This window comes from Pseudidiomarina sp. (genome assembly GCF_048268165.1).
Classification (GTDB): Bacteria; Pseudomonadota; Gammaproteobacteria; order Enterobacterales; family Alteromonadaceae; genus Pseudidiomarina.
Map to the genome: position 1 here is coordinate 82,400 of NZ_JBLWWA010000004.1, position 23,551 is coordinate 105,950.

Below are 23,551 nucleotides of genomic sequence, written 5' to 3' on the forward strand. Positions count from 1 at the left end.
TACTTTGTTACATCATGCAAATTATAGGCCATACTTTGATGCCTTACTTTTAGCTGCTTGGCGGCCGGGGCGGCATTTTTCGCACATCGACGCGTGAGTAATTTAACCAATAAATAGTGGATTAGACGCAAAAAAGCCTGCGCTTTTGCAAACGCAGGCTCGGTTTTGCACATTCAACCGTTTAGTTAAAGCTGCGTGGCTTCAGTACGTCCGGTTTTAAAAATGGCTTATCACCCGTATTATCATGCTGGCCCAACACTGCGCCATTAACTTCAGTGCCATAGAGCGTAGCTTTATGAAAATTCATATATTTCTCGCGAGTTTCTTTGGCGTTTCCGGTATATCGCGGATCTTGTGGACGCTCGTGCGCATTCACAAAATAGGCAACATCCCAAGCTTCTTGGTCACTTAAACGGCCGGGTTGACCCAGCGGCATATTATTCTGAATGAAGGACGCAGCCGTAAAAACACGAGTCATGCCGGCGCCCCAGTTGTATGAACCGTCGCCCCATAGTGGCGGGTAAACCACAGCGCCATCAACCTTGGTTCCAGCGCCGTTGCTACCATGACAAACTGAGCAATTTTTCTCGTAAACTTTTTGTCCATTCGCATAACTTGTAGCTGCAGGAATTTTATTGCCCAAATGGCTGAAGCCGCGCCCAGCAATATTTTTGTCGTACATTTTCGCGCCTTTGGCCATGTATTGGTGGTAGGCCGATATGGCCAACATGAGGTCACTCCCATAGGCTGGCGGTTTACCGTTCATTGAAAATGAAAAGCAGCCCGCAATGCGTTCTTCAAGTGAATTCACATGACCATTCTTACCTCGAAAATCAGGTAAGGTTGTGGCCGCTGGCCAAACCGGGCCAGACCACGCCATACGTCCTTCACCCATGTGGCAGGATTTACAATTTAGGTCATTAAAAACGTACTCGCCCCGCAACTGTTGGGTGTTCATGAATAGATCCCGCCCTTTGAGAATCACTTTGCGCAATTCAGGATGTAAATCGCTATCATTTTCGATATCCGCAAGCGTGGGTGCTGTGTGTTGGTATTGGCCCGCTGCCGCGGCGGGTAATTTAACTTCGGTAGAAGGCGACGACTGCGCGCCAATAACCGCTACAGAAAAACTGGTGGCGAACAGCGTGGCAAAACCGAGCGTTAACTTATTGATTGAGTGCATGAGTGCCTCTCCTGTTACTGCTGCGTTGCGGGTTGACTGGCTAGGTACGCAGCAACCGCGTCCAGTTGCTCGTCACTTAGGCGCTTCGCAATGGCTTCCATAAGTTGAACTGGATCTGACGTGCGCTGACCTTGTTGCCATGCCTTAACTTGTTGTTTGATGTAGCTTGCGTGCTGGCCAGCTATAGCAGGGAAATTTTCATTCACGCCTTGATTGTTTGGGCCGTGACAACTGGCACAGGGCGGAATGTAGGCATCCCAGTCGCCCTGCGACGCAATTTTTTCACCCAATGCTAATTGCTCAGCGCTTGCAGAAGAGGCGGCGGGTGCTGGTGACGGTAAATTCGCATAATAGGCGGCAAGATCAAGCAGGTCTTGCTCGGCAAAATTATCAATATTCATACTCATAACTGGATTAACCCGAGTACCCGATTGATAGGCTTGCATGGTGCGAAACAAATAGCCTTCATTGAGGCCAGCAATAACTGGGAAAGCGCCCGCTGCATTTCCTTCACCGCTGGGGCCATGGCAGGCCAAACATGGTGCACCGGAGCCATCACCTTGCATGGCGAGTTGCTTGCCACGCTGGCTATCCGTTGCAGCCATGACTGGTAAGCTTAAGGTCATGACTGCGGTCGCGCAGATAAAAATAACGTTAGTTAGCTTCATGACGAACTGTTGCCTCTTGAGAGTAGGGTGAACATCGTATTTTAGAAGATTCTAATCTATAATCCATGTAAATAGTAGGGATTAACTGTACGGGGTCTGCATGAAACGCGATGCATGTAATAAGATTATAGGTGCTTTTTTAGTCTTTGCAGGGATAGGTGTTAGCGAAGTAACTTTTGCGAATGACGATACGCAGATTTCAAGCCAAATATTTACCAATTTTAGCAACGTGCAAGTTGCTGATATGCGCTCTGATCGCGAAGGCTGGCAAATTGATCTAAAGCGTTTTTATCTTAATTTTGATCACCAATTTAACGCCGATTGGAAATTAAAGCTGACCACCGACATTCAGTGGCAACGCCAGCAAGACCCAACGGATGTTTGGTTCCGTCACGCGTACCTTGAACACCGTGTGACTAAACAGCAGACATTAAAACTTGGTGTCGCCGAGTTACCTTGGATTGATTATATTGCGCGGCGCGTTGGTTATCGCTATATCGATCCGAGTTTGAACCCCAAAAACCAATTCGCTGGGCCGACAGATCTTGGTGTTCACTACAGTATGAATATCGATAATTTCACCGTCGCCGCCGCGGCTATCTCGGGCGGAGGGTTCAAGAAGCCGCGCATTGGCGAGCGTGTCGACTTCGAGTTGACGGGCGTGTGGCACGTTTTGCCGGGGCTTGATGTTGCGACGGGCTGGTATGAGGGCACTCGAACACAAGATAAGGACGAAAACCCTAGGTTTCATTATGCACAGCGTTGGAACTTAGCGTTAAGCTATTTACTTAACACCACCCGTTTGGGGGTTGAATACGCTTATAATGACAACTGGACACGGGTTAATCAGCTTGCGCCTGATGCCAGCGACGGCTGGAGCGTTTGGGCCAGCTATGGTTTTAAACCCGGCTATTCGGCGTTTGTTCGCTATGATGTGAGCCACCCAAGTCGGCGCTTAAACCCTGAGTTAAAGCAAGATTACTTTCAACTCGGTGTGGACTGGAAAGCGACGCGTTTTGTCACTGTTGCTTTGGTCGCAAAGAAAACCGAGATTGACAGTTTAATCATTGACCAGCAGCAACATGAAATTGGGTTGTGGACGATGTGGAATTTCTAATCGCCCACCAACTCAGTTATTTAAATCGTGCTTCAATAGCTTGATGCAGCTGCTTTTTACCACCAAGCATAAACACGACTTCAGCGACGACGAATAAAGGACCTATCGCAAGGCCCATAATGTCGTCCACAAATGCGGGTTTGCGGCCTTCAAAATAGTGCCCAATAAACTGAAAAATCCAGCCGACGACAAAGAGTCCGATGCCCCACGCTAACCAGAGTGTTGTTTCAAGCAGTGCAACGTGACTGCCAAGCCAGACACAAAGGCCAAGTAACAGTGTCATGATGACACCGAGCACACTATCAAGCTTTAAATAGAAAAGTGCCGCAACGGCGCTGACAATAATTGCCGGCGACAGAATAAAGTCACTGATCAACCAAGTGGGGCGCGACAGCAAAATCATAATCGCAACAACAATCATCGGAATACCAACTAAGTGCGTCAAAATATTGCGCCGATCGCGATGATACGCTGCGTAACTGGCTAAATGGTCTGTAATTGTTTTCATGGCTTGCTCACCTGTTGTTTTGTTGTCAATATTAACGCGATTCTAATAAAGAACAAGGACAACGCATGCGCGAACAATTGGAACGTCGTGCCTTTTTATTATTGCTGGCAGCAGTGACATTAGCTTTTGGTTTTATTTTGGAGCCGTTTTGGTCTTCCATTTTCTGGGCATGTGCTGTTGCGGTTATTTTCTTTCCGCTGCAAAGCCTATTGGTGCGTTACTGGGGCCACCGGCCTAACACTAACGCATTAGTGACGCTCGCGATTTGCATGACGATTGTGGTGATACCGGTTATTTTCTTAACAACCGCATTTGTTCAAGAAGGTATTCAGCTCTATCAACGGCTTGATTCAGGTGATATCGACCCGCGTGAGATGCTAATAAAATTGCGCGATGCATTCCCCATTATCGATGAGCTGTTAGTTGAGTTTGGAATTAATCCCAACGACATTCGTGACCAAGTTATCAGCGGCGTGCAAGCAACGTCGAAATTTTTAGCGAAAGAAACGCTGACTATTGGTCAGAACACCTTTGGCTTTCTAATTAGCTTAGCGCTCATGATGTACTTGGCATTTTTCCTGTTGCGTGACGGCCAAACAATTAAAGAACTCATGATTAAAGCGTTACCGATTGGCGATGATCGTGAACAAGCGCTGTTCGAAAAATTCGTAGAGGTAACCCGCGCAACCGTTAAAGGCAACTTGGTTGTCGCCATTGTGCAGGGTGCGTTAGGTGGTTTCATCTTCTGGTTATTAGACATTCCAGCACCGCTGTTGTGGGGTGTGATTATGGCGTTCCTGTCACTGATTCCAGCCGTTGGCGCCGCCTTGGTCTGGTTTCCGGCCGGCTTGTATCTTTATGCCACGGGCGAGTGGGTTAGCGCGACCGTGCTGATGGCCTACGGGGCAATTATTATTGGGCTGGCTGACAATGTGTTACGCCCAATTTTAGTCGGTCGCGACACCAAATTACCCGATTATGTGGTGCTGTTTTCCACCATTGGCGGTATCTCGCTGTTTGGCATTAATGGCTTTGTCATAGGGCCCTTGGTTGCGGCACTATTTATGGCCGTATGGCAAATATTCATGACTGACTTTAATGGCGAGCATTAATCGTTATTCAACCTGAAGGTTTGGGCGGCGATAGCCACCAATATATGCATTTTTGCTGAATACCCATTGCCAAACTTGCAAGTCGCGGGCGCGAAAAGCGCCCGCGCAAGACATCAAGTAATACCGCCACATTCTAAAAAAGCGTTCATCATAATGCTGCTGAAGCTCGGGCCATGCACGTTCAAAGTTCTGATACCATGCCATCAAGGTCGGGTCATAATCGGCACCGAAATTGTGCACGTCTTCGGCACACATGAGGTCTCTTGATGCGATATCAATGTGCGCTAAATTGGGTAAGTCGCCATTGGGGAAAATATATTTGCTAATCCATGGGTCGGTGCCGCGCACGTCGCGATTGCGCCCTATGGTATGCAATAGAAATAATCCATCAGGGTTGAGGCAGTTGGCAGCCACGTTCATATATTCGCGATAGTTACGCTGTCCGACGTGTTCAAACATACCAATACTAACCACCGCGTCAAAAGATTCGTTAAGTTGGCGATAGTCGTGTAGACGGAATTCAATTGGCAGGCCTTGGCAAAGCTGTTCGCCCAGTTCGACTTGAGCTTTGGAAACAGTAACGCCCACGCATTCAACGCCATAATTTTCCGCTGCATACTTCATAAAGCTACCCCAACCACAACCAATATCGAGAACTTTCATGCCGGGTTTAAGTTGTAGCTTTTGACACACTAATTCCAGTTTATCGTGTTGGGCGCGGTTCAAGTCTTGTGCATGCTCCCAGTAACCGCAGGTATACACCATGCGTTCATCAAGCATGGCACGGTAGAGCCGATTGCCGAGATCATAATGATGTTCACCGACTTGCCAGGCGCGTTTTTTACTTTGCAGATTGAATAATCGGCCTTTTAAATGATGCCAGAGCAGCCGCGACGGTTTGATATGCTCATGAACCTTATGAGCTAACAGGCGGCAAAAGAATACATCAAGTTGATCGCAGTCCCAGTCTCCGGCCATATAGGCCTCGCCGAGTGCTAAGTTACCCCGTGCTAAAACATCGTTGAGAAAGTCAGTTTCGCGTACCTGCATGTCCCAAGGCCGATTTCCATTAATTTGAATATCGGCGGGTGCCAGTAGCTCTGCGATAAAGGCTTGCGCGTTTGCCATGCAAATCTCCTTTGATGTAGCTTGAGACTAAGTGTAGCAAACACAAATTAATAAGTGGTTTAATTGGAACTAACTTATAATGATTCAAACTTTACATGGCGCCTGTAGCGCCGTAATGTGGAATAAAATTGACTAGGGTACCTCTATGAAATATTTACTGTTGGCGTTGTCAGTGCTGGTTCTTAGCGGTTGTGCGGGGTCTGCGCAGCAATCCAATTTTGATTTGAGCGCGGCAGATACTGTTGAGTTTATGCGCCCTTACGAACTATCACGAAACGATGTGAGCTTTGTGAGCCTCGGTGACGTGCAGGGTACGTCATGCCAGGCGCGATTCTTCAATGAGAAACCGACCCAAGAAGAAGCCTTGCTGAGAATGAAACTAGCTGCGGCTGAGCTGGGTGCAAATCGCGTTGTGCTGCGCTCGTGTACACAAGGCGCCAGCGATGAATGTTCAGCGCGCTGGTTATGCGTTGGTGACGCATACCAAGAACAACCGTTACGCTAATTACTGCTGATAGATAAGGAGTCATCATGCAAGTTGCTAAGCGCTCGGCCGAATTAATTGGCAAGACTGATTTATTGCGCTTGAATTCTCTATCGGAGCTGACTGGCTGCGATATTTGGGTAAAACTCGAATCACAAAACCCCGGCGGTTCCATTAAAGACCGGGCTGCACTGCAAATTATTCAAGATGCGATGGCTCGCGGTGAACTGAAGCCGGGCATGACCGTGGTAGAAGGTACCGCGGGAAATACTGGCATTGGTCTGGCGTTGGTGGCACGTTCGTTTGGTTTGAACATGTTAGCTGTTATGCCCAATGACCAAAGTAAAGAAAAAGAGCGCATGATCACGCTGCATGGTGCGCAACTGAAAACGGTCGACCCGGTACCCTTTAAAAACGAAAATCACTTTTATCATACGGCGCGGCGTCTTGCTGAGCAGCGCGACGATTACTGGTGGGCGAATCAGTTCGAAAACACCAGTAATGCCAAGGCGCATTATCGAACGACAGGTCCCGAAATTTGGGAGCAAACCAATGGCAATATCGATATTCTGGTTTCTGTTGCAGGCACTGGAGGCACCATTGCGGGCACGTCGCAGTATTTAAAAGAACGCAATGAAAAGGTGCAAATTTGGCTGGCTGACCCTGATGGTTCCGGTATTTATAGTTTCTTAAAAACAGGTGAATATGTTAGCCATGGCAGCTCGTTTACCGAAGGTATCGGTATTATGCGTTTGGTTGAAAACTTCAAACAGGCGCGTATCGATGCAGCCGTTAATTTACCCGATGATGATTTGGTGACATTGTCACGTTATATCGTTGAAGAAGAAGGGCTGGTATTGGGTAGTAGCTCGTGTTTGAACGTTGCTGGCGCGTTACAGGCTGCACTGTTGCACGGGCCGGGTAAAACGATTGTAACCTTTGCTTGTGACCTCGGTGAACGGTCCGCCAGTAAGCTCTACAATCTCGACTACTTAACGCAGCGTGGTGCGCGCACCGAAGCTGAACCAATTCAGGCATTGCTGAATCGCTATCGTGAGCAAGGTGACAAAGTTTGGTACAAACAATAATGTTCAGATTAGCGATGGCAATTTCGGTTGTCTTAGTTGCAACAATGTTTGCACCGACAATCGCTGCGCAAGAGCTCAACGTAGAGCCGACACCTGCGCTGTTGCCTCCTCCGCAGCCGTTAATTATTGCGCACCGGGGGGCCTCTGGTTATGCCCCCGAACATTCGATGGCCGCAGTAGCCATTGCCCATGCGCAAAATGCTGACTTTATCGAACAAGACGTCGTTTTAACGCGCGATCATGTGCCGGTTGTGCTGCACGACCTTGTACTCGACAGGATCAGCAATGTCCGTGATGTTTTCCCCGAAAAGCACCGCCCCAATGGGCATTATTACGTCATGGATTTCAGTTTTTCAGAGCTGCAACAACTGAAACTGATTGAGCGCAGTAACAAAGAAGGTGAACAGCGCTATAAGAAGCGATTTGCGCGCGACCAAGGGCACTTTCATGTCATGTCACTTGGGCAGCAAATTGAATTGATTTTGGGGCTCAATCGAAGCCGCGACCACAACAGCGGCTTATATGTTGAGTTTAAAAGTGCCCGTTGGCACAAAAATCATGAATACGATTTAGTGAATTCAACCATGGGTGTATTGGCGCGTTATGGATTCACCGAAGCTGAACCGCCGGCGCCAATCTACCTGCAAAGTTTTGACCCGGAAGTGCTGCGCCGCTTAAAACGCGAGTTTATGACTTCAATTCCACTGATTCAGTTAATTGCCGAAAACAGTTGGAATGAGAGTGAGGTCGACTACAACACAATGCGCACCGCTGCAGGCTTGGAAACGCTCCGCAGTTATGCGCAGGGTATCGGCGTGTGGGTGAATCATGTTTACCTGGGTTTGGATGAAAACGGCAAACCCAAATTTTCTGACGTGGTTAAAAATGCTCAGGCTGCGGGCCTGGAAGTTCATGTGTATACACTGCGCGCTGACGACCTTCCCGAAGGCGTGGAAAGTTATCAGCAGTTGAAACAATGGTTAACGGAGCTTGGCGTCGATGGTTTTTTCACCGACTTTCCAGACTTATAATTTAATCGTTAAAGCTTATGCGCATGCGATAGCCATCTGTGCCATCGTCGTAGTAGCCCGGTAATAAATCAGTTACTGCGAAATCCAGCTTCTCATAGAGTCGAATCGCGGTTGTGTTGTCTGTCTTAACTTCCAGGCTGAGACTTATTGCCGCGTTATTGCGCGCAATTTCAATTGCATGCTCCAACAACGCGCGGCCAAGACCTGTTCCTCGTGATTCGGGTGCCGCAGCAATGGAATATAAGCGCCACCGCTGGCTATTTTTACGTGTCAGTAATAAATAGTAACCGACCAAAGTGCCATGATGCTCACACACGTAAAGATGCGCGCTGTCAGCGGCCAATAACCGCTTAAAACTGCGCGCCCCCATGCGACTGTAATCAAAACAACGCTGTTCGAGAGCGACCAGATTATCAACGTCTTTTAGTGTCGCTTCTCGAAACTGCCATGCTGTGCTCATTCTATTTTTCGTCCAAGCGCCGCGCAAAATCCCGCATGATAATGTGATACAGCTCATCACCAAGCAATAGGTCTTCAACGCCCGAGTCTATCGACGGGTTGTCATTGATTTCGATAATCACAGGGCCTTTACTGGTAACCTTCATGTCAACCCCATACAAACCATCACCAATAAGTTTGGTGGCTTGTAGAGCTGTTTTCACCACGTCTTTAGGAACCTGATGCACACCAACGGTCTCAAAGCCGCCTGACTTTGAGCGACTGGTGCCGCTAGCATGGTTGTAGATTTGCCAATGATTCCGCGCCATAAAATACTTACAGGCGTAGATAGGCCGATTGTTTAAGATACCAATGCGCCAATCAAAGTCAGTTTTTACAAACTCTTGGGCCAATAATATGGTCGATTTATTGAATAGTTCATTGGCAACGCGTCGTAATTCTTCCTCGGACTCTGCTTTTTCAACACCAATCGAAAACGACCCGTCCGGAATTTTTAGTACCACCGGATAACCTAAGCGCTCGCCAATTTTGGCGTAATCAATTTCTTGCTGGCTAAGCAGCAGCTCGGTGCGTGGCGTCGGTATTTCGTGTTTATCCAACAACTCTTTCAAAAACACCTTATTGGCACACTGCAAAATAGAATGCGGCGCATCGATAACAACCATGCCATTGGCCTCAGCCTTTTTAGCGAAGTGATAGGTGTAATGGTTGATACGCGTTGTTTCACGAATAAATAATGCATCAAACTCAAGCAGGCGATTGTAGTCGTCGGCAGTGATCAACTCAGCATCAATATCGGCTTCTTTGGCGGCTTTGATAAAGCGCTGCAGGGCCTTTTTGTCGCTGGTCGGAATAAATTCATTCGGGTCATGCAAAATAGCTAAGTCATAACGATACTCTTTCGGCGCGCGTGCTTTGCGCCATACCCGCTTGCTGAAACTATCCAGCGCGTTACCGAAAAAGGTTTGCTGCTCGTCGGATAAGTCCGGCAAAGCACCACCGCCCAGTTGATTAATAAACCAGCGACCTTGATAACTAAACTCAACCCAGATTATAGGACACGGGTAACGATCGAAAATCTGACGGGCAAAGCTACTTAGCAGTGGCTCTTCGGTTTGACCGAAGCAAATGAGAATACGCACAGGGGCTGTTTTATCCGCATTACCGAGAAACTTACTGAGCTGTTTGTCGGTATTAGCCAACAGCAATTGGTAATGATTGAAATTCGCCAAGTCGTTAATTGTTGTTACTGATGGGAGCACACGTTGTCCGCGAGCTTCAGCAAGTAAACTAACGTAGTAGCCGGTGGATAAATAGCTCAAGTCGCCGCATAAATTTAAAATTTGTGTGCGGCTTTTACTTGATGTTTGAAGTAAGTACTCACTCGAAGTAACAGTTGACTGGCTTGGGTAGTAAGGTTGCCAATCGGTGATGTCATCAAGAATGATCAAAGCTGAGTTTTGCATGTATGCTCCAATGCGTGTTTGCCGCGCCTTTTTATTCCTATTTTGATCAAAACACAAGGGCTTCGAAAAATATATTTAAAATGCAAAAAAACGTTACAAAAATAGCCGAACGACGGTGGGTAAGCTATTCTTGTTATTACAAATATAGTTCGGAGTACGTTGTTATGCTTACACTACTGGCAAAATTTTTGAAGGCACTGAATTCCGAGTCTGGCGCTTGGGCATTAGCATTTGCCTTCGTACTCGGCATGATAATGGGTTTTACGCCACTTTGGCGTGTGCACAACTTGGTGATTCTGCTCATTGCACTATTGTTTCGGATTAATTTGACCGGCTTTATATTGAGCTTTGTTATTTGTTCCGGTGTGGCGTATTTACTGGACCCTTGGTTTCACCAAGTTGGATTTTATCTGCTCGCGCATGAAAGCTGGCAGCCGCTGTGGCAATCACTTTACCAGTCGGCGTTTTGGCGCGTCTTGCAATTTCAACACAGCCTAACCTTGGGAAGTGTATTAATCAGTTTGGCATTTGCGCCTATATTGTTGTTCGCCAGCTTTTTTATTATCACGCAATATCGTAAGCGCATTCAGGCATGGTTCAACCGATTGAAGTTGGTGCAAATGCTTAAAGCCAATCGATTTTGGGCCATTTACTCTGGCATACGGGGGTAATGAAAATGACGACAACAAAGACCAACCCAACTCACGTACGTCGCAGCGCTATACGTTGGCCGGGGTTAGCGGCATTCTTGATTATATGCGCGCTGTTAGCGGCATTTTCTTGGTTGTTGCTAGACACCATAATTAAATGGACGCTTGAGCGAACTGTGGGCACGTTAAATGGCGCTGAAGTGAATATTGAATCCGTTGACCACAGTTGGAGCCCTCTCGGGGTGACAATTATGGGTATTCAAGTGACTGATCCAGCACAACCGGATTTTAACCGTTTAGTGATTCGGGATGTGGCCGCTGACTTGAATGTTGAGCAGCTATTGATGGGGCGCTTTCACTTTGAGAATGTGGTGAGTACAGGTATCCGGGTGCATCAACCTCGTGCGTCGACAGGTGATGTGTACCAAGTGCCTGACAAAGAAGCGATGAAAGGCTGGGCAAGTGACGGCCTTGCCGCTTTGGATCTTAGCATGCCCAATGTCGATGACATTGTGGCACGACTGAACTTGAAAACTCCCGCAGCAATTGAGCAGGCAAAAGCCACGTTGGCTGAGCAGAAGTCACGTATTGATGAGCTTCGCGAGAATTTGCCTACTGCCGAAGATTTAAAAGCTTATGAGGCTGAACTGAAGAAAATCACCAGTGCCGAAATTAAGACACCACAACAATTACAGGCGAAAAAAGACGAGTTTGAAGCGCTTAAGGAAAAGTTCGAGGCCGATAGAACACAGATAAAAGCCATTAAAGAAACAGCAACAGCAGCGTTGGATAAAGTGAAGGCTGACTTTGCAGCTGTGAGGTCGGCGCCCGGACAAGACTTAGAGCGGGCGCAAGAGCTGATGCAGCTTAACAGTGCGGGCTTAACTGAAATTACCGCTGTATTATTTGGTGAACAAATGCGTCAGTGGAGCCAATACATTCTGTTGGCGTACGAGCAGTTAGCGCCAATGTTGGCGCGTTCAGCAGATGAAACATTAGTTAAACCGCAACGGGGTGAGGGTGTTTGGTTTGATTTCAGCGACGCGAATGAGCCGCCTTCGTTTCTTATCAAAAAAGCAAAAACTGAATTTGCATGGAACGAGACCATATTGGATGTGAATTGGGCGAATATCACCCATCAGCATGAACAGTTAGGGCAGCCGACTACGTTTGTGGCGCGAGCCGACAACTCCAATTTGTGGCAATCACTGAATTTAAATGGCGAATTAGCTCTCACTGCGGCAGGTATTGATGCGAAACAACAATGGCAGGTTAAAGGCATTCAATTGGATAGCGTAAAACTGAGCGATCAAAGCGAATTTATGGCAAGCATTGTTGCCGCTTTGCTGGACTCAGAAGGTGCCGTGTCACTGCGTGACAGTATGTTTGATGGTGGCGGTACGGTGCGTTTGTCTGATATGCAGTTAGACGCTTCTGCGGAGAATCGTTGGGCAGAAGTAATTGCTTCTGCACTACGTCAATTGTCACGCCTTGATATCAATGCGGATATCAGTGGTGCGCTAACAGCTCCTAAGTTTGCGTTTCGGTCAGATCTCGACCGCCAGCTTGGTAGTGCATTAAAAGCATCGGCTCTTGAGGCTGGTAAAACTGAATTGGCCGATTTACGCAGCCAGCTACAGGAACAGTCGAGTAGCTTCTTAGGTGCCAACGAAGCTGAGCTTAAAGGCATCTCAGATTTGCTTAGCAACGCCGAACAGCGTGATGAAAAATTGCAGGAATTACTCAAAGCAAAATTTGAGAGCGCAATTGAAGACAAACTCAAAGATCGTTTAAAAGGCGTAATTGGCGGTAACTAACGTAATCCATTGTAAAAAAAACACCGGCTACATGCCGGTGTTTTTTTTGAACAGGCTTCCCGAAACTCTAGTCGTTTATAAAGTCAGCCAGCACATTTGCTTTCGATTGAATGTTGTATACCCCGTCAAGGTGACCAAAAGTACCGTCAATTTCATCGTACTGGGGTGACTTGCCTTGGGCTTTCAAAATTTCGACTGTCTGCTTGGCTAGATAAGGCTGCAGCAGCAAATCGTTTTTGGCCGGTAAAAAGAGCGTTTTAGCCTTAATTTTCTCTAAGCCGGTGGCTAAGTCTGTGTCATGTCCAGCAACAAAGAGTTGATTGGCTTTAACCAGATATAGCAGGTGATTCGCATCGGCCAGTGGGGCATTTTTTGCAGCTGCGCCAAACCAAAAATCAGTTGCGGGTAAGCCGTTCATAACACTTTCAAGCGCCGCCTTTGGCAAGACCTCTTGCTTTGGTGACGTTTGATTAAAGGCTATCGGATGCATTGCTTGCTGCGTGATCATCACGAGCGTATTCGTCACACCGGTTAATGGTGCCTCGCCATCATAATAATTGCCTTGCTTCCAGTTCGGATCCAGCTTAATAGGTCGTGCCCAGTGCTCCAAGGCAGTTATTGTCCAGGCATCCATGGCACCTGTACCAATAACCGATACCATCCGCTCTACCATATCCGGATAAGCTGATGCCCATTCGATAGCTTGCAATGAGCCCATAGATGCACCAACCACGGCATGTAACTTTTCAATACCAAGACTTTGCAGCAAGGCATGCTGCACATTCACGAAATCACGAATAGTTACCACAGGGAAATCCAGCCCATACGGTTTCCCAGTTGCAGGATTCATTGAAGCCGGGCCCGTTGTAATAACGTGCGGTAAGTGTGGGAAAGCGTTGACTAGAGTGTCTGAACTAATCACGTAGTACTTATCTGTATCAATCGCTTTGCCCGGCCCAATAATCGCATCCCAGTAACCTGGCTGAGGATCATTCGCCGTATATTTGCCTGCCGCGTGACTGTTGCCGGAAAAGAAATGCGTAATCAGAATCACGTTATCTTTTGCTTCATTAAGCTCACCGTAGGCTTCCCAGCCAACAGTAACATCAGCAATGGTTTCACCACTTACTGTGGTGAAGTCTTTGGTTGTGAACGATTTTTTTTCGACCATTAAATCAGCCTGAGCAGCGCCACAAGCTACCAGGCTGGCGCTAAGAAGCAGTGCTGTAAGTGTTCGCAAAATCATGATGATTGCTCCACAAGGTAATTGAAGTACTGCTTACGCAGTTCGTTTTTAATAAGTTTACCAGTGCCGGTATGCGGTAAGCTTTCCACCACGACAATGTCGTCCGGTGTCCACCATTTCGCGATTTTACCCGCAATGAATTCGTAGATCTCCGCTTTATCTATGGTATGCCCGCTATTGGCAACCAATAGCAGTAACGGCCGCTCGTCCCACTTGGGGTGTTTTACACCAATGACACAGCTTTCATTAACAGCCGGATGTTGGCTGGCAATATTTTCGATTTCCAACGAGCTGATCCATTCACCGCCGCTTTTAATCACGTCTTTTTTCCGGTCAACAACCTTCATGTAGCCGTTCGCGTCAATTACTGCGATATCGCCAGTGGCAAGCCAACCACCGGCAAACGCTTCGGGATCGTCACGTTGAAAATAGCTTTTGGTAATCCAGGGCCCCCGAACCTTTAATTCACCGGAAGTGGCCCCGTCATGTGGTAACGGCTTGCCATCGGCATCAAAAATTTCCATGTCGACGCCAAAGCAGGCGCGGCCAGCGGTGGTTTGAATGGCATAACGTTCAGCTTTCGGTAAGGCGAGCAGTTGCGGCGTAGGCGGGGCGGAGCTGGCCAATGGGCCCGTTTCAGTCATGCCCCAAATGGGCTGCCAGTACACATCGTATTTCTCGTCGTAGGTTTTCACTAGCCCCAATGGCGAAGCCGCACCACCAACACAGACGCGCTCAAGGCTACATAAGGTTAGGTTATGGGAACTCAAATGGTTATGCAGCGTCAGCCAAATGGTGGGCACCCCAAGGCTAACAGTCACCTGTTCTTCGCTAATAAGCTGATACATGGCTTCGCCCGACATGCCATTACCGGGCAATACCAGTTTGCAGCCAGCTAACGGTGCTGCATAGGGTGCACCCCATGCGCCCACGTGATACATAGCAACCATTGGCATCAGCACGGTGTCGTTACGTAAGTCGAGTAGCTCAGGCCCTATGGTGGCCTGTGCATGCAGCACAGTTGAGCGATGTGAGGTGAGCACCCCTTTGGGGTTGCCGGTTGTGCCAGAGGTATAACAAAGCAGCGCGGCGCTGTCTTGATGGAATGTTGGCCAGTCAAAATGAGTCGGTTGCGCAGCAAGTAACGTTTCGTAGTTATGAATGGGTAACCAAATATGGTCGAGTTCTGGCTGTCTATCAGTATCCGCCAGCACTACCACACCTTTTACGGTTTTCAATTCATTAACGAACTCATCAAGTAAATCAACGAAGCACAAATCAATAAATAGCCAGCTGGCTTGGGCGTCATCCAGAATCCAGCGAATCTGGTCCGCCATTAAACGTGGATTAACCGTATGCACAACAGCACCCGTTCCACTGACGGCGTAATAGAGCTCCATGTGCCGGTAGGTATTCCAAGCCAAGGTGGCAACGCGCTCACCAGGCTCAATCCCAAGGCTCTGCAGTGCATTCGCCAACTGACAGCTACGCGAATAGCAATCGGCGTACGTATACCGGTGTATATCGCCTTCAAGCCGCCGTGACACAATTTCTTGTTGTGGGTGGCGCCGCACGGCATGACGCAGTAAGTCAATAATCATCAACTGACTATTTTGCGCTTCGCCTGCGAGTATCGGACTCGATTGTGTTGTTGTTTCAAACATATAAGTTCCCTGGTACTCCTACCACCAAATAAACAAGCCTATGGCCACAGCTAAGCCCACAAAGGGCACCACAACAGTTACGGCCGCGACCGGCCAATAAGCTGCTTGATGGGTTTCTTTACAAATGCCTCGAATGGTTGTTACCACATAACCGTTGTGCGGCAACGAGTCGAGCGCACCTGAGGAAATCGCAACAATACGGTGCAATTGGTCCGGATTCACACCAACGTCTATGTAATGCGGGCCAAGTACCGGCAGCGCAATTGCTTGCCCGCCTGAAGCTGAGCCAGTTAAACCAGCAATAACACTTACAGCCACTGCGGCGCCGACCAGTTCATTGCCGGGTAAGTTGGTCATTACGGCAACGGCTTGTTCAAACGCTGGCGTTACTTTCGCAATGCTACCGAAACCAACTACAGCAGCGGTGTTACCTATGGCAACCAAAGCGCCGGTTGAGGCTTCCGTCAGTGCTTGTGAAATATTCTGAAAGTATTTGTGGTTAATTATAGCCAGCGATAAAACGCCGCCTGACAGCGCAATAATCAGCGCGTTCTGCTTCAGTTCTTCGTGAAATAGAAAGCTTAATGAGAGCACCACCACCAGTGGCACCAATCCGCTAATAGGGGACGGTAGTTTGCGCTCGATATTTTTCGGGTCATCAGCGCGCACTTCAAAGCTCTCGCCATTGGCTACCGCGCGGCCAATCAACTTGCTCAGCCACCAGTAACCGAACAAGGCCATCAACACGGCAACGAACAAACTGACTTCCCATGCTGCATAAGGTGAGGTGCCAAGATATTGAATTGGGATCCAATTTTGTATTTCAGGCGAGCCAGCTGATGTCATGGTAAAGGTTACTGAACCAAATGCGAGAGCGGCAGGAATGAAACGGCGCGGTAAATTGGCATCTTTAAAGAGTGCTAACGCCATCGGGTAAACTGAAAACGCGACCACGAATACACTTACACCGCCATAGGTAAGAATGGCACAAGCTAAAACCACAGCTAACATGGCACGTTTACGGCCAAGTTTGGTAATGATCCACTTTGCAACACTATCGGCGGCACCGGTGTCTTCCATGAACTTGCCAAAGATAGAACCCAGCAAGAACATAAAAAACCAAGCGGCAACAAAACTGGCAAAGCCATCCATGTAGGCACTTACGAAGTTGAGCTCACCTTGAAACAGCGGAACATTACTGCATAAAGCGACCAAAACAGCGCACAAAGGCGCACTTATAAATAAATTCATTCCACGCAAAGTTAGAATGATAAGTAGGACTAATCCGCCTACGAGTCCAATCATGCTTAACATGCATTACCTCTTTGAAGGTTGTTTCAGGGGGTACCATGACCTGAAGCGCTGCGGTGATGGAAAGTATCATGCGGCAATCGCTGTTTTTTTTACATAGTACTAACGTACAGAATACAAAAGCAAAACTTTCAGCTAGGGTACATAAGCCATGACAACAGTTTGCTTTCGTTGCACTGATATATAAATAAAACAACAGCATACAAAACAACTTAACAATCCGGGAGAACGACATCATGAGTCAACCCATTTTTCGCCGCTCGCTGCTTGCAGCCACTATCGCCTCAGTAATGGCGGTGCCTGCATACGCTCAGCAAGAAGAGCAAACAAATGAAAACGAATTTAAAGGGCTTGAGCGTATTCAAGTTACAGCGCGTCGTAAATCGGAAAGTATTCAAGATGTTCCGGTTTCAGTAAGTTCTTTCAGTGCTGATGACCTTGAAGAAATCGGTGTTGAAGACATCACTGAACTGCAACAGCGCGTACCGAACACAACCATGCAAGTTAGCCGTGGTACCAACTCAACGTTAACCGCTTACATTCGCGGTGTTGGCCAGCAAGATCCGCTTTGGGGTTTTGAGCCAGGCGTTGGTGTTTACATTGACGATGTTTATGTTGCGCGTCCGCAAGGTGCGGTATTAGAAGTATTCGACATTGAGCGTATTGAAGTACTGCGCGGCCCACAAGGCACACTTTATGGTAAAAACACCATTGGTGGCGCATTGAAATACGTGACCAAAGAGTTAACAGGCTATAACGAGTTAAATCTGCAAGGCACTGTCGGTACCTTTGGTCAACGCGATATCAAAATCTCTGGTCAAACAGCTTTGTCAGACAACTTCTTTGTCGGCGGTGCCATTGCATCGTTGCAACGTGACGGTTACGGCGAATTTGTGAATACCGGTGACGAAAACTACAACAAAGACGTGATGACCGGTCGTTTAAGTGCCAAATGGATTGTAACTGACGACTTGTCAGTGAAGCTTTCGTATGACAAAACCAAAGATGAGTCGAACCCCAAAGGTGGCTATCGGTTAACCAGCAGTCAGTTGACAGGTGAAGAACCATACGACGACGTTTATGATTCAAACATCGCCATGCCAGTTGAGAACTTGGTTGAAACCGAAGGCTGGTCAGCGGTTGTTGATTGGAACGTCAACGAAAACCTAACGCTTAAATCAATCACTGCGGGTCGTGAAGGCTATACCGACACCAACATCGACTTTGACTCAACTGGCGCTGGCGCACTGTTAGTGCCTGCTATCTATCAAGATGAGCAATTCACTCAAGAAATCCAAGCTTTGTATACCAACAATGACAATTTCGACTTCGTTGGTGGTTTGTATTTTTATGATGGTGAAGCCTGTGGTGACTTCGGTACTGTATTGCCGCAGTTAGGCCTAACATTGGATACTGGTGGGTGCGTTGATACCGAAAGCCAAGCACTTTACGGCCAAGGCACGTATCGCTTTAACGACGCGCTAACCCTAACTTTAGGTGGTCGATACACCAAAGACGACAAAGCTGCAGACGTATACCGCTATACTTACTTAGGCATTCACTTCTTAAATCAGCCGGGTGATTGGGGCACGCCATTAATCGTCAATTCAGACTTTTCAACTGAAGCTGATTGGAGTCGTTTCTCGCCACACGCAAGTTTAAGCTATCGTTTGAATGACGACATGATGCTTTATGGTAGCTACAGCAATGGCTTTAAGTCTGGCGGTGTAGATATGCGTGCGGATGTGTCACTGAACCCTGACGCACAAAACCCATACGACCCGGAAATTGTTGATACTTTTGAGTTCGGTATGAAATCTGATTTGCTGGATGGCCGCATGCGCTTAAATGCTGCAGTGTTCTACTCCGACTATCAAGATATGCAAGTAACGGTTCAGCGCGCTGTAACCGCGGGTGTTGCATCGCAAGTGCTCAACGCTGCTGAAGCGACGGTTTCAGGTTTTGAAATTGAAACGGTATTAGCGGTTACCGATACCCTGAACGTGAATGCCGCAATTGGTCATGTCAATGCTGAATTTGATTCCGTTATTTTCTTTGACCCAGTCGCTCAAGAAAATACCGACGTATCAGATATTTGGTCGTTTGCGAATACGCCTGAGTGGAGTGCGAATGTTGGTTTTAGCCAATCATTTGATAGCAGCATTGGCCAGTTGGTTTGGAACGGAAACCTTGCGTATCGCAGTGAAACGCAAATTTTCGAAGTGCCTTCAATGCTTGATATGGGCGGCTACAGCTTAGCCAATACAAGTTTGAATTGGTTATCTGATGACGGCAAATGGAACGTTGGTTTGCATGTGAAGAATATTGGCGACAAGATTTATCGTCTTGCTGGCTACAACTTTGCAGCGCCACGCGATGCTGACGGAAACCGCACGGGGCCAGGCCTTGGTGGCGAAGACACAATTATTGGTTACTACGGTGATCCGCGTACTATCTCCCTGTCTGTGGGGTATAAGTTCTAACGCTAAGTTCTAACCCCATACAGTGGTTACCTGATATTGATTGCAGGTAACCACTGACTTTTTTCTTTGGACGCGCTAGCATGACCACTTCAGTTTCAATCCAATCAGGTTCAGGCATGGCGCGTGCAATCATCGCTGATGATCATCCATTATTTCGAGCTGCACTAAAACAAGCTCTGGCAGAAACGCTGGATGCTCCTATTCTTGAAGCTGCCTCATTTGAGCAATTATTAGAATTAATTCACGCACACCCGCAAATTGAACTGGTGCTATTGGACTTAACCATGCCTGGCAATAAAGGGCTGACTGGTCTAACGTCACTGCGTAGTCGTTATCCAGATATTCTTGTAGTGATTGTCTCCGCGAATGAGCAAGTGCCTACTATTCGCCAAGCGATGGCTTTTGGGGCAAGTGCATACATTCCGAAATCGATGCCACTGGTTGAATTGCAGCAAGCCGTGCATAGTGTGCTGGCAGGCGACACCTGGCTGCCTGAATACTTGCGTGATGCAGTCGACGCAGAATCGCCGACTGAGTATGTTGATTTCGCACAGCGACTTGAGCAGCTTACACCGCAACAGTTTCGCGTTTTAGAGTGCTTGGCAGACGGTTTACTCAACAAGCAAATTGCGCATGAATTGAATGTTCAAGAAACCACCATCAAACAGCATGTTTCGGCTATTTTGCGTAAATTGAATGTAATTAACCGTACCCAAGCGGGGATTATCTTCAAACAAATGCTCAATTCGTCAGGGTTTAACGCCGAAGCAGACGTTTAATCAGCCGTTTCAGTGCGGCGGTTTTAATTGGTTTTGGCGTAAATGACGCGTGGTTAGCAATCACTTGCTCACGCACGTTCTCGTCAGGGTCGGCTGAATTAATGATCGCTGGTAACTGCCAATTGCCGAAATGTTCGCGTACCGCATGCAATACGTTAATTCCCGTATCATTGTTATCAAGATGGTAATCAAACACCAGCAAATCTGGCTGAGCAGAGTTCCACGGTAACTGGTCGCGGTTCGCTGCAGTCGCAACCGTTGCTCCCCAACTTTGAAACAGCTGCGCCATGGCTTGTAATACGCTAGCGTCATTGTCGAGCAGCCACACGCGAATATCTTGTAAGAACATTTCAGAAAGCACTGGGGCGTTTGCTCGGGTGCGCGATAATTGACGTTGCCAAGTAACGTTGTGAAAGGTCAAGGTGAACACTGTGCCGCGCTGCACTTGAGATTCCAGTGACAAAGGAATATCCAACAGCCGGCACATGCGCTCCACAATGGCGAGGCCAAGACCTAAACCGGGGTTATCGCCACTTTGATTAACCTGATGAAACTCTTTGAAAATTTTATTGCGCTGATCATTCGGGATGCCTCGCCCGGTATCGATCACTTTAAGCTGAAGTGAATTTGCCCGGCGTTTTGCGCCGATTAAAATTTTACCCTGGTCAGTGTAACGAACCGCATTCGACAGCAAATTTTGCACGATTCGGCTGATCATTTTGCGGTCGGTGGTTAGTTGCGCGCGGGTCGGTACATAGCGTACTTGAATGGCTTTATCGGCAGCGATAACCTGCTGGCTATCCACCAAGGGTTGAATAATGTCATGCAACGCCACCAATTGCTGATTAACCGGAAGGTTGCCGGCTTCCAGGCGTGTCATTTCCAGCAGCATGGTCAGCAATTCTTCCGCATTGTGCAGCGACTGCTGAATTTGCCGAGCAAGTTGCGCGGGCTCGTCAGTTAGCCGTTGGGCCAGCATATCGCAAAATAGGGTTGCGGCATTAAACGGTTGCATGAGGTCGTGACTGACGGCCGCGAAAAAGCGTGATTTACTTTGGTGAGCGCGCTCTTCCGCTTGTTTTGCGTCCAATAATTGCGCAGTTCTATCGGCAACGCGTTGTTCCAGTTCAACGTTCACTTTTTCAAGCGCGCGTTGAGCCTGCACCAACTCGGTGATATCGGTATAGGTTGTTACAAAGCCGCCACCCGGCATCGGTGCGCCTTGCAGCTCAATGACATGATCGCCTTGCTGGCGCTGGTAGCGGTATGCACTGCCTTGGCGTAAATAATTGATGCGTTTGTCAACTTCATCATCAAGATCAGAATTCGCATCAGCATGAATTAAGCCGCGTTTAGCATTATAGCGAAGCAAGTCGGCTACAGGCATGCCGGCTTGCAAGAATCCGGGTGGGTATTGAAACACTTCAACATAACGGTGGTTCCATGCCACTAACCTTAAGTCTTGATCAATAACACTAATGCCTTGCGGGATATTCTCAACCGAAGCTTGTAGCAGTTCACGGTTGAACTTATAAAGCTGCGAAGCTTCGGTGGCCCAAGTGACAACTTGCGCAATGGGTACAGTCGGCTGCTGCGTGACAGTATCAAGTAAAATGCGGCTGGCAGCACTGCCGATTACTGCAGAAAGTTCACGCTCGATGCGCGCCAAAAGAGTGCCAGGTACCAGTTCATCGGCTGGCGCCGTGGTTAAGTCATGGCTTAACCGCTCACTTAAACGCTCCAGTTCAATGGAATCAAAAAATCGTGCTAACAATTGCCGCAACCGACCCCACGAAATTGCTTGGTGTTGATACAGTTCCGGGTGACCGCCCGTTGGATCGGTAAACAAACGGTGCTGCTGTTGCTCAACAGAACTCGCCTTGATGAGCCAAGAAAATACGATGTAGATAACGAGGTTGGCACCTAAGCTGGCGAGTACGCCTGAGCTTAAGTCAACGTCAGACAACCCTCGGTTCAACTGGATAGATGGGATAAACAGCAACCACAACCACATAGCCGTGCCAACTGCTATACCGATACTTGCTCCCGCTTTGTTACCCCGCTGCCAAACTAAGCCTCCAAGCAATGCGGGCGCAAGTTGTGCCAGCAGAGCCAAAGACAATAAGCCAGCGTTCACTAAGGGTAAGTTTGCTTCGGTGAGCTTGTGAAAACCAAACGCCAGCAAGATAATAACCGTGATGGTGGTGCGGCGAATGCGCAAGATACGTTTGGGGGTGAAGGTAACATTACGCAGTTTGCGCTTGGTTGCACGCAACCAAAACGGCATCACCACGTCGTTAGACATCATTATACTGAGAGCCAGGGTTGCGATAATCACCATGCTGGTGGCGGACGCTAAGCCGCCAATGAACGCAACAGTGGTTATCCACGGGGTATCGGCTTGCAGTAATACCGAAATCATAAAGGTGTCTGACTGAGCCGCTTCTGGCACCAGCAGTAAACCGGCAAGTGCGATGGGTAAGATAAACAAATTAATCGCGAATAAGTAAAGCGGGAAGGCCCACCGTGCGGTTCGTAGCTCTTCTGGATCCGTATTTTCGATGTAACTGACATGAAACTGCCGGGGTAGGCAAAACATAGAAATGCCGCCCAATAAAATGTGGGTCAAGTAAACAAACCCGCCGCTTGGCTGGCCTTCCAATACAGTACTGACTTGGGTGGACTGAGCTGCCTGCAAAAATACATCGGCCACACCGTCAAATAATGAATAACTTACGTAGATACCCACACCCATAAATGCCAGCAGCTTCACCACGGACTCAAATGCAACAGCATCCATAAGTCCAGAATGCTGCTCGGCAAGGCTCATGCGGCGGGTCCCAAAGAGTATGGCGAACATCATCATGGCCAACGCGACGAGGGCAGCGATATCACCAAACCAGGGTAGCGGTTTGTCGGCTAAACCGGTGACTGCGGCGAAACTTCCGGTTACCGCACGTAATTGCAGCGCAATGTAGGGCACGATACCGATAAGGGCGATGAGCGCCACAGCCAACGCAAGCGTTGGTGATTTGCCATATCGATGGCTGATAACATCGGCAATTGAGGTAAGATTTTGTTGCTTACACACGTGCAGCAAGCGCATCTGAATACGGTGCGCAAACAGAAACACCAGCATGGCACCCACATAAGTTGGGGCTACCGACCAACCGTAATAAGCTGATTGTGTGATGGTGCCGTAGAACGCCCACGTAGTGCAGTGAATGCCTTGGGCTAGCGCGTAACGATAGGGCTTAACTTGATTCGGTGGTTTGCGTTCACCACGGTAGGCGATGCTGTAAAGGATTGCGATGTAAGCAACAGCCAGTAATATAGCAACGCCAGTACTTAGCATGG

The 23,551-nt window shown here is 48.1% G+C and carries 19 protein-coding genes; 9 read left to right on the forward strand and 10 right to left on the reverse strand.

Annotated features, from left to right (window positions below; all coding sequences use genetic code 11):
- Positions 1 to 181: 181 nt before the first annotated feature.
- Together ACN0UY_RS10210 and ACN0UY_RS10215 are read right to left on the reverse strand one after the other, a co-directional pair.
- Positions 182 to 1,183, reverse strand: coding sequence for a c-type cytochrome (locus tag ACN0UY_RS10210; RefSeq protein WP_417666808.1), 1,002 nt, complete (start codon positions 1,181 to 1,183; stop codon positions 182 to 184).
- Positions 1,184 to 1,197: 14 nt separating this feature from the next.
- Positions 1,198 to 1,851, reverse strand: coding sequence for a c-type cytochrome (locus tag ACN0UY_RS10215; protein ID WP_417666810.1), 654 nt, complete (start codon positions 1,849 to 1,851; stop codon positions 1,198 to 1,200).
- Positions 1,852 to 1,951: 100 nt separating this feature from the next.
- Between ACN0UY_RS10215 and ACN0UY_RS10220 the strand changes: the two genes are divergently transcribed.
- The gene (locus ACN0UY_RS10220; protein ID WP_417666812.1) at positions 1,952 to 2,968 is read left to right on the forward strand and encodes a hypothetical protein; all 1,017 of its coding nucleotides are present in this window, start codon (positions 1,952 to 1,954) and stop codon (positions 2,966 to 2,968) included.
- Positions 2,969 to 2,984: 16 nt separating this feature from the next.
- On the opposite strand, the gene ACN0UY_RS10225 is transcribed toward ACN0UY_RS10220, so the two are convergent.
- Positions 2,985 to 3,476 (reverse strand): DUF962 domain-containing protein, encoded by a 492-nt coding sequence (locus ACN0UY_RS10225; protein ID WP_417666814.1) that lies wholly within the window; start codon positions 3,474 to 3,476, stop codon positions 2,985 to 2,987.
- 65 nt (positions 3,477 to 3,541) lie between these two features.
- Here ACN0UY_RS10225 and ACN0UY_RS10230 point away from each other — a divergent pair, with 65 nt between their 5' ends.
- The gene (locus ACN0UY_RS10230; protein WP_417666816.1) at positions 3,542 to 4,588 is read left to right on the forward strand and encodes an AI-2E family transporter; all 1,047 of its coding nucleotides are present in this window, start codon (positions 3,542 to 3,544) and stop codon (positions 4,586 to 4,588) included.
- A gap of 3 nt (positions 4,589 to 4,591) precedes the next feature.
- Here the strand turns inward: ACN0UY_RS10230 and cfa are convergent, their stop codons facing one another.
- The gene (gene cfa, locus ACN0UY_RS10235) at positions 4,592 to 5,716 is read right to left on the reverse strand and encodes a cyclopropane fatty acyl phospholipid synthase (RefSeq protein WP_417666818.1); all 1,125 of its coding nucleotides are present in this window, start codon (positions 5,714 to 5,716) and stop codon (positions 4,592 to 4,594) included.
- Positions 5,717 to 5,861: 145 nt separating this feature from the next.
- Here cfa and rcsF point away from each other — a divergent pair, with 145 nt between their 5' ends.
- Genes rcsF through glpQ form a run of 3 tightly spaced genes read left to right on the forward strand, consistent with a single transcriptional unit; the run spans position 5,862 to position 8,319 of the window.
- Positions 5,862 to 6,221, forward strand: coding sequence for an Rcs stress response system protein RcsF (gene rcsF / locus ACN0UY_RS10240; protein WP_417666820.1), 360 nt, complete (start codon positions 5,862 to 5,864; stop codon positions 6,219 to 6,221).
- A 26-nt stretch (positions 6,222 to 6,247) separates the two neighbouring features.
- Positions 6,248 to 7,288, forward strand: a complete 1,041-nt coding sequence (locus ACN0UY_RS10245) for a cysteine synthase A (RefSeq protein WP_417666822.1) — start codon at positions 6,248 to 6,250, stop codon at positions 7,286 to 7,288.
- Positions 7,288 to 8,319 (forward strand): glycerophosphodiester phosphodiesterase, encoded by a 1,032-nt coding sequence (gene glpQ / locus ACN0UY_RS10250; protein ID WP_417666824.1) that lies wholly within the window; start codon positions 7,288 to 7,290, stop codon positions 8,317 to 8,319. Before ACN0UY_RS10245 ends, glpQ begins: the two co-directional genes overlap by 1 nt.
- Before the next feature lies 1 nt (position 8,320).
- Here the strand turns inward: glpQ and ACN0UY_RS10255 are convergent, their stop codons facing one another.
- Together ACN0UY_RS10255 and ACN0UY_RS10260 are read right to left on the reverse strand one after the other, a co-directional pair.
- Entirely contained in the window at positions 8,321 to 8,779 is a 459-nt protein-coding gene (locus tag ACN0UY_RS10255) for a GNAT family N-acetyltransferase (protein WP_417666826.1), read from the reverse strand.
- Position 8,780: 1 nt separating this feature from the next.
- Positions 8,781 to 10,244 carry a RimK family protein gene (locus ACN0UY_RS10260; RefSeq protein WP_417666828.1) on the reverse strand — a complete coding sequence of 488 codons (1,464 nt, stop codon included), beginning with the start codon at positions 10,242 to 10,244 and terminating at the stop codon, positions 8,781 to 8,783.
- Positions 10,245 to 10,408: 164 nt separating this feature from the next.
- On the opposite strand from ACN0UY_RS10260, the gene ACN0UY_RS10265 reads away from it, so the two are divergent.
- Positions 10,409 to 10,915, forward strand: a complete 507-nt coding sequence (locus ACN0UY_RS10265; protein ID WP_417666830.1) for a TIGR03546 family protein — start codon at positions 10,409 to 10,411, stop codon at positions 10,913 to 10,915.
- Between the two features lie 5 nt (positions 10,916 to 10,920).
- Positions 10,921 to 12,711 carry a TIGR03545 family protein gene (locus ACN0UY_RS10270; RefSeq protein WP_417666832.1) on the forward strand — a complete coding sequence of 597 codons (1,791 nt, stop codon included), beginning with the start codon at positions 10,921 to 10,923 and terminating at the stop codon, positions 12,709 to 12,711.
- A 67-nt stretch (positions 12,712 to 12,778) separates the two neighbouring features.
- Here ACN0UY_RS10270 and ACN0UY_RS10275 read toward each other — a convergent pair whose 3' ends face one another.
- The 3 genes from ACN0UY_RS10275 to ACN0UY_RS10285 are packed head-to-tail and all read right to left on the reverse strand — an operon-like array spanning position 12,779 to position 16,935.
- Entirely contained in the window at positions 12,779 to 13,957 is a 1,179-nt protein-coding gene (locus ACN0UY_RS10275; protein WP_417666834.1) for an E22 family MetX-like putative esterase, read from the reverse strand.
- On the reverse strand, positions 13,954 to 15,621 hold the full coding sequence (locus ACN0UY_RS10280; RefSeq protein ID WP_417666836.1) for a long-chain fatty acid--CoA ligase: 1,668 nt from the start codon (positions 15,619 to 15,621) through the stop codon (positions 13,954 to 13,956). Before ACN0UY_RS10280 ends, ACN0UY_RS10275 begins: the two co-directional genes overlap by 4 nt.
- Positions 15,622 to 15,639: 18 nt before the next feature.
- Entirely contained in the window at positions 15,640 to 16,935 is a 1,296-nt protein-coding gene (locus tag ACN0UY_RS10285) for a GntP family permease (RefSeq protein WP_339878418.1), read from the reverse strand.
- A 233-nt stretch (positions 16,936 to 17,168) separates the two neighbouring features.
- On the opposite strand from ACN0UY_RS10285, the gene ACN0UY_RS10290 reads away from it, so the two are divergent.
- A complete protein-coding gene (locus tag ACN0UY_RS10290) occupies positions 17,169 to 19,415 on the forward strand; it encodes a TonB-dependent receptor (RefSeq protein WP_417666838.1) in 2,247 nt (748 codons plus the stop codon).
- 80 nt (positions 19,416 to 19,495) lie between these two features.
- The gene (locus tag ACN0UY_RS10295) at positions 19,496 to 20,194 is read left to right on the forward strand and encodes a response regulator (RefSeq protein ID WP_417659847.1); all 699 of its coding nucleotides are present in this window, start codon (positions 19,496 to 19,498) and stop codon (positions 20,192 to 20,194) included.
- Here the strand turns inward: ACN0UY_RS10295 and ACN0UY_RS10300 are convergent.
- Entirely contained in the window at positions 20,172 to 23,549 is a 3,378-nt protein-coding gene (locus ACN0UY_RS10300) for a PAS-domain containing protein (RefSeq protein WP_417666840.1), read from the reverse strand. The two genes, ACN0UY_RS10295 and ACN0UY_RS10300, sit on opposite strands and share 23 nt — an antisense overlap.
- Positions 23,550 to 23,551: the final 2 nt, after the last annotated feature.